The organism is Sanguibacter biliveldensis (assembly GCF_033798665.1).
Lineage (GTDB): Bacteria > Actinomycetota > Actinomycetes > Actinomycetales > Cellulomonadaceae > Sanguibacter > Sanguibacter inulinus.
The window spans coordinates 532617-546174 of sequence record NZ_CP138359.1 but is presented as its reverse complement, the minus strand read 5'-3'; the positions used below and the strand labels follow the sequence as shown (position 1 = coordinate 546174).

The 13558-nt window shown below is 70.7% G+C and carries 14 protein-coding genes; 4 read left to right on the top strand and 10 right to left on the bottom strand.

Features of this window, described 5'->3' with window-relative positions; genetic code table 11:
* Positions 1–8 precede the first annotated feature (8 nt).
* A complete protein-coding gene (locus SANBI_RS02405; RefSeq protein ID WP_319158577.1) occupies positions 9–2585 on the bottom strand; it encodes an ATP-dependent Clp protease ATP-binding subunit in 2577 nt (858 codons plus the stop codon).
* A gap of 313 nt (positions 2586–2898) precedes the next feature.
* On the opposite strand from SANBI_RS02405, the gene SANBI_RS02400 reads away from it, so the two are divergent.
* On the top strand, positions 2899–3129 hold the full coding sequence (locus SANBI_RS02400; RefSeq protein ID WP_319158575.1) for a LapA family protein: 231 nt from the start codon (positions 2899–2901) through the stop codon (positions 3127–3129).
* Positions 3130–3301: 172 nt separating this feature from the next.
* Here SANBI_RS02400 and pgi read toward each other — a convergent pair whose 3' ends face one another.
* Complete coding sequence (gene pgi / locus SANBI_RS02395) at positions 3302–4960, bottom strand: glucose-6-phosphate isomerase (RefSeq protein WP_319158573.1); 1659 nt, start codon at positions 4958–4960, stop codon at positions 3302–3304.
* 205 nt (positions 4961–5165) lie between these two features.
* A complete protein-coding gene (locus SANBI_RS02390) occupies positions 5166–5477 on the bottom strand; it encodes a PspC domain-containing protein (protein WP_319158571.1) in 312 nt (103 codons plus the stop codon).
* A 284-nt stretch (positions 5478–5761) separates the two neighbouring features.
* On the opposite strand from SANBI_RS02390, the gene SANBI_RS02385 reads away from it, so the two are divergent.
* Positions 5762–6208, top strand: coding sequence for a hypothetical protein (locus SANBI_RS02385; RefSeq protein WP_056135835.1), 447 nt, complete (start codon positions 5762–5764; stop codon positions 6206–6208).
* A 180-nt stretch (positions 6209–6388) separates the two neighbouring features.
* Positions 6389–7219, top strand: a complete 831-nt coding sequence (locus SANBI_RS02380) for an aldo/keto reductase (protein ID WP_319158568.1) — start codon at positions 6389–6391, stop codon at positions 7217–7219.
* Positions 7220–7285: 66 nt separating this feature from the next.
* Here SANBI_RS02380 and SANBI_RS02375 read toward each other — a convergent pair whose 3' ends face one another.
* From SANBI_RS02375 to SANBI_RS02350, 6 genes are all read right to left on the bottom strand, one after another.
* Entirely contained in the window at positions 7286–8440 is a 1155-nt protein-coding gene (locus SANBI_RS02375) for a glycosyltransferase family 4 protein (protein WP_319158566.1), read from the bottom strand.
* The gene (gene dtd, locus SANBI_RS02370) at positions 8437–8874 is read right to left on the bottom strand and encodes a D-aminoacyl-tRNA deacylase (RefSeq protein ID WP_319158564.1); all 438 of its coding nucleotides are present in this window, start codon (positions 8872–8874) and stop codon (positions 8437–8439) included. Before dtd ends, SANBI_RS02375 begins: the two co-directional genes overlap by 4 nt.
* Positions 8875–8877: 3 nt before the next feature.
* Positions 8878–9216 carry a DUF2516 family protein gene (locus tag SANBI_RS02365; RefSeq protein WP_319158562.1) on the bottom strand — a complete coding sequence of 113 codons (339 nt, stop codon included), beginning with the start codon at positions 9214–9216 and terminating at the stop codon, positions 8878–8880.
* Between the two features lie 45 nt (positions 9217–9261).
* Positions 9262–10383 carry an FUSC family protein gene (locus SANBI_RS02360; protein ID WP_319158560.1) on the bottom strand — a complete coding sequence of 374 codons (1122 nt, stop codon included), beginning with the start codon at positions 10381–10383 and terminating at the stop codon, positions 9262–9264.
* Positions 10384–10474: 91 nt separating this feature from the next.
* Positions 10475–11584 carry a CAF17-like 4Fe-4S cluster assembly/insertion protein YgfZ gene (gene ygfZ / locus SANBI_RS02355; RefSeq protein ID WP_319158558.1) on the bottom strand — a complete coding sequence of 370 codons (1110 nt, stop codon included), beginning with the start codon at positions 11582–11584 and terminating at the stop codon, positions 10475–10477.
* A gap of 1 nt (position 11585) precedes the next feature.
* Positions 11586–12251 (bottom strand): heme-binding beta-barrel domain-containing protein, encoded by a 666-nt coding sequence (locus SANBI_RS02350; protein ID WP_319158556.1) that lies wholly within the window; start codon positions 12249–12251, stop codon positions 11586–11588.
* 149 nt (positions 12252–12400) lie between these two features.
* Here SANBI_RS02350 and SANBI_RS02345 point away from each other — a divergent pair, with 149 nt between their 5' ends.
* Positions 12401–12784 (top strand): DsrE family protein, encoded by a 384-nt coding sequence (locus SANBI_RS02345; RefSeq protein ID WP_319158554.1) that lies wholly within the window; start codon positions 12401–12403, stop codon positions 12782–12784.
* Positions 12785–12802: 18 nt separating this feature from the next.
* Here SANBI_RS02345 and SANBI_RS02340 read toward each other — a convergent pair whose 3' ends face one another.
* A complete protein-coding gene (locus SANBI_RS02340; protein WP_319158552.1) occupies positions 12803–13537 on the bottom strand; it encodes a hypothetical protein in 735 nt (244 codons plus the stop codon).
* Positions 13538–13558 lie beyond the last annotated feature (21 nt).

Here is a 13558-nt window from a genome sequence, read left to right as displayed (position 1 = left end):
GTCGACGATCAGGCAGGGTCGGCAGCGGCCGCGGTCCCACCTGTCGGCGGGAGGTCGTTCAGCCCGACGGGGGCGTCCGACCCGCCGGTCACCGCGGCGGCAGCCACGACGACGGCGTCACGCTTGTGCAGGTTCTTCGGGACCCCGCGGAACGTGAACTCGCCCAGCAGACCTTCGCCCTCGGCGTCGACGAGGATCATCTCGCCACCCTTGATGTCGCCGAAGAGGATCTTCTCGGAGAGGACGTCCTCGATCTCGCGCTGGATCGCGCGGCGCAGAGGCCGTGCACCCAGGACCGGGTCGTATCCCTTCTCGGAGAGGAGGATCTTCGCGGCGGGCGTGAGCTCGATGCCCATGTCCTTGTCGCGCAGACGTCCGTCGAGCTTCGCGATCATGAGGTCGACGATCTTGACGATCTCGTCCTGCGTGAGCTGCGGGAACACGATGGTGTCGTCCACACGGTTGAGGAACTCGGGGCGGAAGTGCTGCTTGAGCTCTTCGTTGACCTTGGCCTTCATGCGCTCGTAGCTCGTCACGGTGTCGCCGCCGGCGTTGAAGCCGGTCTGGACGCCCTTGGCGATGTCACGGGTACCGAGGTTCGTGGTCATGATGATCACGGTGTTCTTGAAGTCGACCATGCGGCCCTGCGAGTCGGTCAGTCGACCGTCCTCGAGGATCTGCAGGAGCGAGTTGAAGATGTCCGCGTGAGCCTTCTCGACCTCGTCGAAGAGGACCACGGAGAAGGGCTTGCGACGCACCTTCTCGGTCAGCTGACCACCTTCGTCGTAGCCGACGTAGCCGGGAGGCGAGCCGAAGAGGCGCGACACCGTGTGCTTCTCCGAGAACTCCGACATGTCGAGCTGGATGAGCGCGTCCTCGTCCCCGAAGAGGAACTCGGCGAGAGCCTTGGCGAGCTCGGTCTTACCGACACCTGTCGGACCGGCGAAGATGAACGAGCCACCGGGACGCTTCGGGTCCTTGAGACCGGCACGCGTGCGACGGATCGCCTGCGACAGGCCCTTGATGGCGATGTCCTGACCGACGACGCGCTTGTGCAGCTCGTCCTCCATCTTCAGCAGACGCGAGGACTCCTCCTCGGTGAGCTTGAAGACCGGGATACCGGTCGACATGGCCAGCACCTCGGCGATGAGCTCTTCGTCCACCTCTGCGACGGTGTCGAGGTCGCCCGACTTCCAGGCCTTCTCCTTGTCGGCGCGCTGCTGCGTGAGCTGCTTCTCGGTGTCACGCAGACCAGCGGCCTTCTCGAAGTCCTGCTCGTCGATGGCCGACTCCTTGTTGCGGCGGGCCTCGGCGATCTGCTCGTCGAGCTCGCGCAGCTCCGGCGGAGCAGTCATGCGGCGGATGCGCAGACGCGCGCCTGCCTCGTCGACGAGGTCGATGGCCTTGTCGGGGAGGAAGCGGTCGTTGACGTACCGGTCGGCGAGGGTCGCCGCCGCGACGAGCGCGGAGTCCGTGATCGAGACACGGTGGTGCGCCTCGTAGCGGTCGCGTAGACCCTTGAGGATCTCGATCGCGTGCGGGAGGGACGGCTCGGCCACCTGGACCGGCTGGAACCGGCGCTCGAGGGCTGCGTCCTTCTCGATGTGCTTGCGGTACTCGTCGAGGGTCGTGGCTCCGATGGTCTGGAGCTCCCCGCGGGCGAGCATCGGCTTGAGGATCGACGCGGCGTCGATCGCGCCCTCTGCGGCACCGGCCCCGACGAGTGTGTGGATCTCGTCGATGAACAGGATGATGTCGCCGCGGGTGCGGATCTCCTTGAGGACCTTCTTCAGGCGCTCCTCGAAGTCACCGCGGTAGCGCGACCCGGCGACGAGCGAGCCGAGGTCGAGCGTGTAGAGCTGCTTGTCCTTGAGCGTCTCGGGGACGTCGCCGGAGACGATGTCCTGCGCGAGGCCCTCGACGACGGCGGTCTTGCCGACGCCAGGCTCACCGATGAGCACCGGGTTGTTCTTGGTGCGTCGGCTGAGGACCTGCATGACGCGCTCGATCTCCTTGGCTCGACCGATGACCGGGTCGAGCTTGCCCTCGCGGGCAGCCTGGGTCAGGTTGCGGCCGAACTGGTCGAGCACGGCTGAGCCGGCCGGGGTGCCCTCGGCAGGGGCGCCCGAGGCGACGGGCTCCTTGCCCTGGTAGCCCGAGAGCAGCTGGATGACCTGCTGGCGCACGCGGTTGAGGTCGGCGCCCAGCTTCGTGAGGACCTGGGCTGCGACGCCCTCGCCCTCACGGATCAGGCCGAGCAGGATGTGCTCGGTGCCGATGTAGTTGTGGCCGAGCTGCAGCGCCTCGCGCAGGGACAGCTCGAGCACCTTCTTGGCGCGCGGCGTGAAGGGGATGTGACCCGACGGGGCCTGCTGGCCCTCGCCGATGATCTCGGTGACCTGTGACCGCACGGCGTCGAGGGAGATACCCAAGGACTCCAGGGCCTTCGCTGCGACACCCTCGCCCTCGTGGATGAGGCCGAGCAGGATGTGTTCGGTCCCGATGTAGTTGTGGTTGAGCATCCGTGCCTCTTCTTGGGCAAGGACGACCACCCGACGGGCTCGGTCGGTGAATCTCTCGAACATGTGCGCTCCTCACAGGTGCGGGCCGGAACTGGAGGGTTCCCAGACCTGACCGCACCGACTCTAGTAGGCAGGAACCGGTGAGTCTCGCTCGATATGCCGTTGTTCGCCGCAGGCGTGAAAACGCAGGGTGGTGCTCGGCGGGCTCCGTGACAGGCTCGGTGACCGGCGACGAGAGGTGGCACGGGGGCACGGCTTCGCGGGAGGATGCTGTCACCAGCACAGTCAGGCCCGAGGGCCGCCCCTGCTCCGCCCCGTGCGCAGCCCCGGCGTCTCGTCCAGAGAGCCTGACCCGCCCGCACCACCGAGGAGCCTCATGACCGAGCCAGCCCAGACCGAGAACGCGGTCGTCGCCTTCGTCAAGCAGCGGTGGCTCAGCATCCTGCTCGTGGTGCTGGCCGTCGTGTTCATCCTGCAGAACCGCGGCGAGACGACCATCCACGTGCTGTGGATGACTGTGAACTCTCCGCTGTGGCTCTTCCTCGCGTTGATGTTCCTCGCGGGGATCGTCGCCGGTGCGTTCTACAGGCGCCGCAAGAAGAGGTAGGTGCCCCGGGCGGCAGCCTGCAGACCCGGAGCCCGCACCCTCTCAGGACGCCCACGAACCACACCCCCGCACGCACCAGGCCACCACCCGACGTCGGGTGGTGGCCTGGTGCGTGAGGCGCCCGTCCGGTCACCGTCCCCGGATCGGGGGCGGCGGCCGACGCCGGTGGACGTCAGCGCCCGCGGAACGCCCGGTACCGCTCGATGAGCGCGTCGGTCGACGCGTCGGAGTCCTTGGCCGGCGCCTCGCTCGAGGTGAGCTTCGGGGCGAGCTGGTTGGCCATGACCTTGCCGAGCTCGACGCCCCACTGGTCGAAGGCGTTGATGCCCCACACCACAGACTGCGTGAACGTGATGTGCTCGTACAGGGCCACGAGCTGGCCGAGCACCGACGGCGTGAGCTTCTCGGCGAGGATCGTGCTCGTAGGGCGGTTGCCGGGCATCACCTTGTGGTGGACGATCTCGGCCGGCGTGCCGTCTGCTGCGACCTCCTCGGCCGTCTTGCCGAAGGCGAGCGCCGCCGTCTGGGCGAAGAAGTTCGACATGAAGAGGTCGTGCATCTCGCCGAGGTCGTGGTTGGGAAGCGCGAAGCCGATGAAGTCGGCCGGGGTCATCTTCGTGCCCTGGTGCAGCAGCTGGTAGAAGGCGTGCTGGCCGTTGGTGCCGGGCTCGCCCCAGAAGATCTCGCCGGTCTGGCCCGCGAAGCCGCCAGCCGTCGCGTCGGTGACCGGGGTGCCGTCCAGGCGCACGGACTTGCCGTTGGACTCCATGGTCAGCTGCTGGAGGTAGGCCGGGAAGCGGTTGAGGTACTGGCTGTAGGGCAGGACGGCGTGGCTGCCGGTGCCGAAGAAGTTATTGTACCAGACGTTGAGCAGCCCCATGAGGACGGGCACGTTCTGGGCGAAGGGCGTCGTGCGGAAGTGCTCGTCCATCTGGTGGAAGCCGTCGAGCATCTGGCGGAAGCCGTCGGCGCCGATCGAGAGCATGAGGGCCAGGCCCACGGCGGAGTCGAAGGAGTAGCGTCCGCCGACCCAGTCCCAGAACCCGAACATGTTCGCGGTGTCGATGCCGAAGTCGGCGACCTTCTCGGCGTTGGTCGAGACGGCCACGAAGTGCTTGGCGACAGCCGACTCGTCACCGGCGTAGGCCTCGACCAGCCACTGGCGGGCGGTGCGGGCGTTGGTCAGGGTCTCCTGCGTGCCGAAGGTCTTGGACGCGACGATGAACAGGGTGCTCTCGAAGTCGACGCCGTGGACCTTCTCGTACACGTCGGTCGGGTCGATGTTCGACACGAAGCGGCACTCGATGCCGCGGTCCGCGTAGTCGCGCAGCGCCTCGTAGGCCATGACAGGGCCGAGGTCCGAGCCACCGATGCCGATGTTGACGACCGTCGTGATCTTCTTGCCCGAGTGCCCGGTCCAGGCACCGGAGCGCACCTTCTCGGAGAACTCGGCCATGCGGTCGAGGACCTCGTGCACGTCGGCCACGACGTCCTGGCCGTCGACCACGAGCGACGCGTCGCGCGGCAGGCGCAGCGCCGTGTGCAGCACGGCACGGTCCTCGGTGAGGTTGATGTGCTCGCCCGCGAACATCGCGGCGATCTTCTCGGCCAGCCCGGCCTCCTCCGCGAGCGCGACGAGCGCCTCGACGGTCGAGTCGGTGACGAGGTGCTTGGAGTAGTCGAGGTGCAGCTCGACGGCGTCGGCGGTCAGGCGCGTGCCGCGCTCCGGGTCGGCGGCGAAGAGCTCACGGAGCGTCGTCGCGGCGAGGGTCTGGTGCTCGTCGCGCAGCGCGCTCCAGGCAGCCGTTCCGGAGAGGTCGTATGAAGCCACGGGGCAACACCCTTCAGGTCGAGTCGGTCGCGACGGTCGTCCGTCGGCAGGTCCACCTCCAGACACTAGTCGCTCGTCGACGGGCCCCGCAGGGCCGTGGGTCCTGCGTCGCTGTGGCCTCGAGCGCTCGGCCGTCGCTCCGCTCAGGCCCGTCTCCTGCTGGCGCTCAGCACTGCGCCCCCGGTCCGGTCCGGAGACCGTGGGGTCAGGAGATCCAGCGCTCGAGCGGGATCGTCCCGGTCCGTCCGTCGGGGAGGAGCGCCCAGGCGATGACGTAGACCCACAGGCTGAGACCTGCGAGCAGCACGAGGGCGACGAGGATCAGGCGCATGGCACCCGAGCTGATGCCGAGCTTCTCGGCGAAGGCTGCCGCGACGCCGCCGAGGACGCGGTCCTGGGCGGGGCGGACGATCCCGAGCCTGCGGGTCCAGGCGAAGAACCGCTGGGTGAGGGTCGGGGTGGGGACGCTGTCGGCGCCGGGCTTCTGGGTGGGTCCTGCGGACCAGTCTGTGCTCATGCCTGCAAGTCTTCCGCGGAGAGGGTGCCACGCCCATCCGGCATCCCCCTGGTCCGACCCGGATCCTCCGGGCGTGGTCCTCAGGGTGGGCGGGACGCGCCGACCGTCCGGCGCGTCCCACGTCGGACCTCCGCGGCGCGGACCTCCGGGAGCGATCACCTCTCGGACCCGGGGCTGCCCAGCGCCGGGCCGCGACACCGCGCAGATGGGATGATGGGAGTGCCCTCGACGCGGGCGCCCACCCGGGCCGCCTGCCCTCCCCGATCTCGGAGACCTGCCGCACCATGACCGTCTCGCACCAGCTCCACGTCGTGATCGACCGCATCACCGGGGACGTCGTCGTCCCCCTCGGGGTCTGGGAGGACCCCGAGGCCGCTGCCGAGGAGATCGCCGAGCACGACCCTGCCCAGCCCGGGCGCTACGAGGTGCGGATCGTGCTCGACGGCGAGGGCCTCACCGACGAGTCCTTCGCGACGGCCGAGCACGGGCCGTCGGTCATCCCGGTCTCGCCGATCGCGACCCTCGTCGACGGCACGCTGCTCACCGAAGAGTTCTTCCTCAAGGTGGCGGGTGCCCGGTGCACCTTCACGAGCGAGGACGGCACGGTCTGCGACGCGCCGATCCTCACGGACAAGACGACCTCGGTCACGCCCGTCGACGACGTGTTCGTCCCTGCCGACGTGTGGGCCGGCTGGAACGCGGACCGCTGCACGGAGCACCTGACGGCCTGAGGCAGGCGGACGGCCCACGGGTCCTGCTGGTCCCTCGCCCTCCCCTCACGACCGTCCCCCGGTTGCCCCACTGGCTGGCGCATGCAACTATCTACAGAGCGCGTGCAACTAACCGCGCCAGCAAGCGACCGTGTGTCGCAGCCTCCCGAGGCTGCCCCGCCGACCAGCGAAGGACACCCCATGACTCAGCAGATCCCCACAGTCACGCTCAACAACGGCATCGAGATGCCCCGCCTCGGCTTCGGCGTCTTCCAGGTGCCCGACGACGAGACCCGCGCCGCGGTCTCGACAGCCCTCGAGGCCGGGTACCGCAGCATCGACACAGCAGCCGTCTACGGCAACGAGCGCGGCACCGGCCAGGCTCTCGCCGACTCCGGCATCGCCCGCGACGAGCTCTTCGTCACCACCAAGCTGTGGAACTCCGAGCAGGGCTACGACTCGACCCTCGCCGCCTTCGACGCGAGCCTCGAGAAGCTCGGCCTCGACCACGTGGACCTCTACCTCATCCACTGGCCCACCCCCGCCAAGGACACCTACCTCGACACGTGGCGTGCCTTCGAGGAGATCTACGCCTCGGGCCGCGCCCGGGCGATCGGCGTCTCGAACTTCCTCCCCGAGCACCTCGAGCGGGTCGTCGCCGCAGGGGGCACGGTCCCGGCCGTCAACCAGGTCGAGCTGCACCCCGCGCTGCAGCAGCGCGACATCCAGGCCGCGAACGCCGCCCACGGTGTGGTCACCGAGGCCTGGAGCCCGCTCGCCCAGGGCGGCGCGCTGCTCTCCGAGGAGCCCATCACCGCGATCGCCGACCGTCTCGGGCGCTCCCCTGCGCAGGTCGTGCTCCGCTGGCACCTGCAGCAGGGCCGCGTCGTGATCCCCAAGTCGGTCACGCCCTCGCGCATCGCGGAGAACATCGCACTTTTCGACTTCGAGCTCACCGGCGACGACCTCGCCGCGATCGACGGTCTCGAGCGTGACGGCCGGGTCGGGCCGCACCCGACCGAGGTGAATTGACCTCGGTCCTGAGACGACCGCACGGCCCGTTCGGTGCCTCTCGCACCGTCCGGGCCGTCTCGCGTCCTAGGCCCTGTAGACCTCGACCACCTGCGCGCCGATGACGTCGACGTCGAAGCGCCCAGCGTGCTCGACCTGGCGTGCGCTCGCCGCGGCCCGGGCCGCGGCGTCGCCGACGTACCGCGCGAGCAGCGCGGCGAAGGCCTCGGTGTCGGTCGCGTCGACCAGCTGGTCCTCGAGACCCTCCATGACGGTCCGGTACCCCGGGTTGTCACCGGCCAGCACCACCCCACGGCTCGCGGCGAGCGCCTCGACGACGCTGATGCCGAAGCTCTCGCCGCCTGTCGAGGGCAGCGCGACGACGTCGGCCCCAGCCAGCAGGGCCGCCTTGTCGGCCTCGTCGACAAACCCGATGAACTCGACGCCGTCGAGACCAGCCGTGCGCACGAATGCCTCGAGCTCGTCACGCAGGGGACCGTTGCCGCCGATCACGACCTCGACGGGCACCTGGGTGAGCGACCGGGCCCGGGCGACGGCGCGCAACAGCTCACCGGCCCCCTTGCGCTCGACGAGACGACCGAGGAACACGATCCGGACCGGCGCGTCCTCGGCCGGCTGCCAGCCGTCGAGCTCGGCGTCGCGCGCCCGCGTGAACCGCGTGACGTCGACGGGGTTGCCGATGACCACGGGGTCGACCCCGAGCGCCTCGGCGGCGAAGGCCGCGGCCGGCGTCGACACGGCGATCACCCGGGAGAAGCGCCGCAGCTGGCGTCGTTGGACCAGCCCGAGGCCGCGCGCACCCCACCGGGTGAGCCAGGTCCACGGGAGGATGTGGAAGGTCCCGACGACAGCCGTCCCGGCACGAGCGCGCGAGACGACACGTCCGGCGAGCAGCGGGCTGTACGGCATGTTCACGTGCAGCACGTCGAAGTCGACCTCGTCGAGCAGCGCCTCCACCCCACGGGCCGGGGCGGGCAGCGGGATGCCGAGCCTGTTGCCGTTGAACCGCAGCCGCAGGTTCTTCGCGAGGGAGTGCATGCGCGGCCGGTCCGTGCGGACCGTGGTGCTCGTGAGGTAGTGGACCGTGTGCCCCTGGCCGCTCAACCACTCGCCGAGGGTGAGCACGTGCTGCTGCACACCGTCGGGGCGGTCGAGGGAGTCGTCGATGACGAGCCCCACGGTCAGCGGCATCGTTGCTGTGGCGCCCGCGTCCGCGCTCACGCGTCGACCACGATCGTCATGGGCCCGTCGTTGACGAGCTCGACCTGCATGTCCGCACCGAAGCGCCCCGTCCCGACCGTGAGCCCACGGCCGCGCAGCGCCTCGACCACGGCGTCGACCAGGGGCTCGGCGACAGGTCCGGGAGCGGCGGCGTTCCACGACGGCCGGCGCCCCTTGCGGGTGTCGGCGTAGAGCGTGAACTGGCTGACGACGATCACCGGCGCGTCGAGGTCGCTCACGCTGACCTCGCCACCATCGGCCCCGTCGAGGATCCGCAGCTCGGCGATCTTGCGGGAGACGAGCTCGACCTGCTCAGGTCCGTCGTCGTGGGTCGCACCGACGAGGACCACGAGCCCCTGCCTGTCGAAGGAGGACAGCACCTCGCCGTCGACGGTCACGCTGGCGCGGGAGGCCCGCTGGAGCACGGCGCGCACAGGTCACCAGCCTCCGCGGCTCGGACCCGAGCCAGGTCGTCCGCCACCACGGCGGTGGCTGCCGAGAGCGGGTCGCACGTCGGTGAGGTAGATCGCGGCGGGCACCACCATGAAGAGCGCGGCCATGCCGAGCATGCCGATGCCGAGCGGCGGGTACAGACCGACGAAGCCGAGCAGCGCACCGGCTGCGAGGATGCTGCCCCAGAACACCTTGGTGCGCTTCCCAGCGCTCGTGAAGACCCCAGCCGGTCGACGGAGGGCGTCGATCAGGGCGAAGACCTCGACGACGAACAGCGCGAGGGTGAGGAGGACCATGATGCTGATCTGCAGCGAGGCGAACATGCGCCAAGCCTAAGGGCTGGTCGCACCCTCAGCCCTGCCGTCGGACTACATCGGCGCGAGAGCCTCACGGGCCTCGCCGGGGGTCGCCCCGGCCGTCTCGCAGAGGTCGACGATCGCGGACCGCAGGATCAGCGTGAGCGACTGGACCTGCCAGTCCCCCGTGCCGAGCAGGCCCGGGTGCGCCTCGTGGGCGACCGAGAGCAGCATCTCGCGGGCGACCGCGGGGTCGGAGCCCGCGGCGACGTTCTCGGCGAGCAGGTGCGTGGCCTTGGCGAGGTCGTCGAGCAGCTGCGCGAGCCTGTCGACCTCGGGGCCTGTCGGCAGGCTGATCGCACGTCGGGCGATCACCCGGACCGTGCGCATCGTGCGGTCGCCGAGCATCGCCGTGCGACCCATCGTGGTGAGCTCGCTGCGGTACCGCCGCCCTGTGGCCGTGACACGCGCCGTGCCGATCGCGCTCTTCGTGACAGCCTGCCACTCGTCGAGCGCCGGCTCGGAGGCCCGTCCGCGCAGGAGCGCGGCCTCTCGGTCGGCCGGGTCCCCCGTGCGCATGCCGTGCGCGATCTCTTCGAGCGTCCGCGCGAGCTCGGCGAGCCCGTCGCCGCCCAGGCGTCGTGGGAGACGCCGCGGGTCGCCCGGGGTGAGCGCCGCGACGACGAAGGCGACCACGGCACCGACGAGCGCGTCAGTCCACCGCCCGAACCCGCCACCCGTCGACACGACGGGCAGACCGACGATGACGATCGACTGCACGCCTGCCTGGGTGGTCAGCAGCACCCCGCGGTCGAGGAACCGGGCGACGAGCGCCGAGACCACGAGCACGATGCCGATCTGCACGGCCCCGGCGCCGATGAGCTTCGCGATGGCCTCGCCGAGCCCGACCCCGATCGCGACTCCGATGCCGACCTCCGCGACGCGGCGCATGTTGCGGTCTGCCGTGAAACCGAGACAGATCCAGGCGCAGACCGGCGCGAAGAAGGGCGAGGGGTGACCGAGCAGCAGGTGGGCGATCCAGTAGGACAGGCTCACCGCGACGCCGGCGAGCAGGATCGGACCGAAGCCTGCTCGCACCCGGATGCGGCCCTGACGCACCCGGCTGCGGGCCACGAGCGACATCTGGCGGACCTTCGAGGTCACGAAGGAGTCCTCGCCGGGGGTGCGGCTCACCGCGCCGGCACCGCTGGGACGGCCCGGACCTCCGACGCCGCGAGCGTGCACGGCCTCCAGAGCACGGGCACGGCCGGGGTGTCGGACGCCGTCATCGAGGTGTCAGGCCTCGTGCCACCGGACCGCGGGCGGCCGGACGGTCGACCGAGACGCCCTCACCGGGCACGACGACCTCCTGGCCCGCGGCGACGTCGCCCCCCTCGCAGGAGACGAGGAGGTCGACGTCGGTCGGGGTGCTGCGCTTGACCACGGCGAGCGCGACCGGGCCGAGCTCGTGGTGGCGGGCCACCGAGGTGACGACCCCGACAGCCCGGTCCCCGGCCTCGACCGAGGCACCGATCTCGGGGAGCAGGTGCCCCGAGCCGTCGAGGTGCGCCATGACGAGGCGGCGCGGTGGCCGTCCCATGTTGTGCACTCGTGCGACGGTCTCCTGGCCGCGGTAGCAGCCCTTGTGCAGGTGCACGGCGGTCCGCAGCCAGTCGAGCTCGTGCGGGATGGTCTTGTGGTCCACCTCGGTCGCGAGGCGCGGACGCCAGGCCGCGATGCGCAGGGCCTCGCTGGCCCACGTCCCGGCCAGCCGCCAGCCAGCAGCCTCGCGGGCTGCGACAGCCTCGAGCAGCGACTCGCGCGGCACGAGCACGAGCCGCCAGGGCCGCTCGGCGCCAGGGTGCTCGGCGTCTGCCAGGCCGTATCGCGTGCCGCCCTCGCGGGTGCGGGGCCACGGGTCACGCCAGGTGACGGGTTCGCCGTCGGCTGCCTCGGCGTCGACAGGCTCGCCGATGACCGCCCACGCGTCGGTCGCGTCGGTGATCTCCACGCGCATCATGAACTTCATGCGCTCGAGCCAGGTGACCAGCTCGGCGGTCTTCGACCGCTCGGTGAGCAGCCAGGTCGTCTCGCCGTCGTCGACGACCGAGAGCGCGTGCTCGACGTGACCGTGCGGGGAGAGGACGAGGGTCTCGGTCGAGTCGCGGGGCCCGAGGTCGAGCAGCAGCTGGGAGGTGATCGAGTTGAGCCACCCGAGCCGGTCCGGCCCAGAGACCGTGACGACACCGTGGTGCGACAGGTCGACGAAGGCGCCGCCGCGCTCGAGGGCGCGCTGCTCGGCCGTCGGGTCGCCGTAGTGCCAGGCGACACCGGCGTCGACCCCGGCGCCCGCGACGGCGCCGTGCCTGGACAGGACCGGGCTCGAGTACGTCATCTCACTCCTCGACGCGGCTGAGGTTGGCCGACACGTAGGACTGCAGGGGGTGGCCGAAGGCCGCGATCTCCCAGACCCACATGAGGTGACCCTCGACGAGGCCGTAGAGACGGCTCGACGCGGACACCTCGGCTGCCGTGGGGGTGCGGGCGATGAGGTCGCTCGCGAGGTCGATGCGGCCGTTGCCGACAGCGCCGAGGTACATGGTCAGGCGCCCGGCAGGGTCGGTCATCATGACCTCGAGGGGCGTCTTGCCCTCGGGCAACCCCTCGGGGCGGTCCGGCGGGACGCGCCAGTAGCCGGTCTCGGTCGACCAGACCGTCGTCTCGCCGGTGCCGAGCGGCGGCACGACGGCGGGTGGCGCGTCCGCTGCTGCCGGCGCAGCGGGACTCCCGTCCGGGGCATCGCCCGACGTCGGCTCCTCGGGGTCCGCGCTGCTCTGCGCCCACTCCTCGGGGACCGTCGCGGGCACGACGGGCTCGATGACCCGGATCGTCGACTCGTACCGCAGGTACGGGCCGCCGTCATGGTCGAAGGTCACGTCCTGGAGGACGGCGACGGTGTCGATCCCCGGGTAGGAGATCACACCCTCACCACGCCAAGAACCCACCAACCACGCCAGCGGGTAGACCTCGGGCGCGAGCCCGTCGGGGATCGCGAACGACACGTCTAGCGCTGTCCCTTGTAGAGCCTGTAGACCACGAAGCCCGCGAACCACGTGATGGTCACCGTGGCCGCGACGAGCAGCCCGAGGAAGAACATCTCAAGTACATGAACACTCATGGCGACCATCCTACGCACCGATACCCTGACCGCATGAGCGAACCGACAGCCGCCCCGTCCCGACGTCTGGTCGTGAAGTCGACCGCCGGCGTCGCGGCCCCCGAGCTGACCAACCAGGCCTTCACGGTCGCGGCGACAGCCGTGGCAGCAGGGGTCGACGTGAGCCTGTGGCTCACGGGCGACTCGGCCTGGCTGGGTGTCCCCGGCCGCGCGTCCGAGCTCGAGCTCGAGCACGCGGCGGGCCTCGACGACCTGCTCGCCTCGGTCGTGGAGGCGGGGACCGTCACGGTGTGCACGCAGTGCGCAGCACGCCGCGGCATCACGCAGGAAGACCTGGTCCCCGGGGTCCGTATCGCTGGTTCTGCGGTGTTCGTCGAGGAGATCATGGCCCCGCAGACCCAGGCCCTCGTCTACTGAGCCCTGCTCCGGGCCGGCTCAGGCGACGAGCACGCGCCCGACGACGTAGGTGAGCACACCGCTCATCGCGACGGGCAGCACGATCACGGCGAGCGCCGCCTGGCGACGGCGCAAGGCCGGCAGCCTGTAGAAGAGCATGTGCAGCGACGACACGAGGATCCCGGCGACAGCCCCGGCCCACACCCCGTCGAGAGGCGCGAGCTCGGGCAGGACGTAGGCCACCACGACAGACGCGGCGACGGCACCCACGAGCGTCGCGACGCTGTTGAGGACACCGCGCAACGGGGTCGCCGAGACCGCTGACGCCGCCGCGAGCGCGACCGCGCAGACCAGCACGAGGGCCATGCCGTCGGGCACCTTGGACGCGGCGATCCAGCCGGCCGCGGACACCGCGACGACCACACCGCTGACCCCGCCGACGAGAGACTCGACGAGCCGGGTCCGCCCGTCGCCGCGCAGCAGCTCGTTGGTGAAGGAGAGCAGCAGGCCCATCGCGAGGACGAGCGGCAGGTAGCGCAGCCACGGCTCGGTGGTCGTGACGTGCACGGCCGCGAGCGCACCGAGCCCTGGGAGCAGCACCACGAAGAAGGTCCCGCCCGGCGCGGGCAGCCCGAGGAGGGGCGCCCAGCCCGCCGCGAAGGCCACGACGAGGGCGACGAGGACGGCGAGCAGACCCCACTCGCCGAGGAACACTCCCCCGGCGATGGCGGCGGCTGCGCAGGCGGTGGCCACGGCACGCGTCGAGAGATTCACCGGCCCAGTGTCCCAGACGAA

Coding starts and splice junctions, on each gene's coding strand:
- SANBI_RS02405 (WP_319158577.1), bottom strand. CDS start 2,585: ATGTTCGAGAGATTCACCGACCGAGCCCGTCGGGTGGTCGTCCTTGCC.
- SANBI_RS02400 (WP_319158575.1), top strand. CDS start 2,899: ATGACCGAGCCAGCCCAGACCGAGAACGCGGTCGTCGCCTTCGTCAAG.
- SANBI_RS02390 (WP_319158571.1), bottom strand. CDS start 5,477: ATGAGCACAGACTGGTCCGCAGGACCCACCCAGAAGCCCGGCGCCGAC.
- SANBI_RS02385 (WP_056135835.1), top strand. CDS start 5,762: ATGACCGTCTCGCACCAGCTCCACGTCGTGATCGACCGCATCACCGGG.
- SANBI_RS02380 (WP_319158568.1), top strand. CDS start 6,389: ATGACTCAGCAGATCCCCACAGTCACGCTCAACAACGGCATCGAGATG.
- SANBI_RS02365 (WP_319158562.1), bottom strand. CDS start 9,216: ATGTTCGCCTCGCTGCAGATCAGCATCATGGTCCTCCTCACCCTCGCG.
- ygfZ (WP_319158558.1), bottom strand. CDS start 11,584: ATGACGTACTCGAGCCCGGTCCTGTCCAGGCACGGCGCCGTCGCGGGC.
- SANBI_RS02345 (WP_319158554.1), top strand. CDS start 12,401: ATGAGCGAACCGACAGCCGCCCCGTCCCGACGTCTGGTCGTGAAGTCG.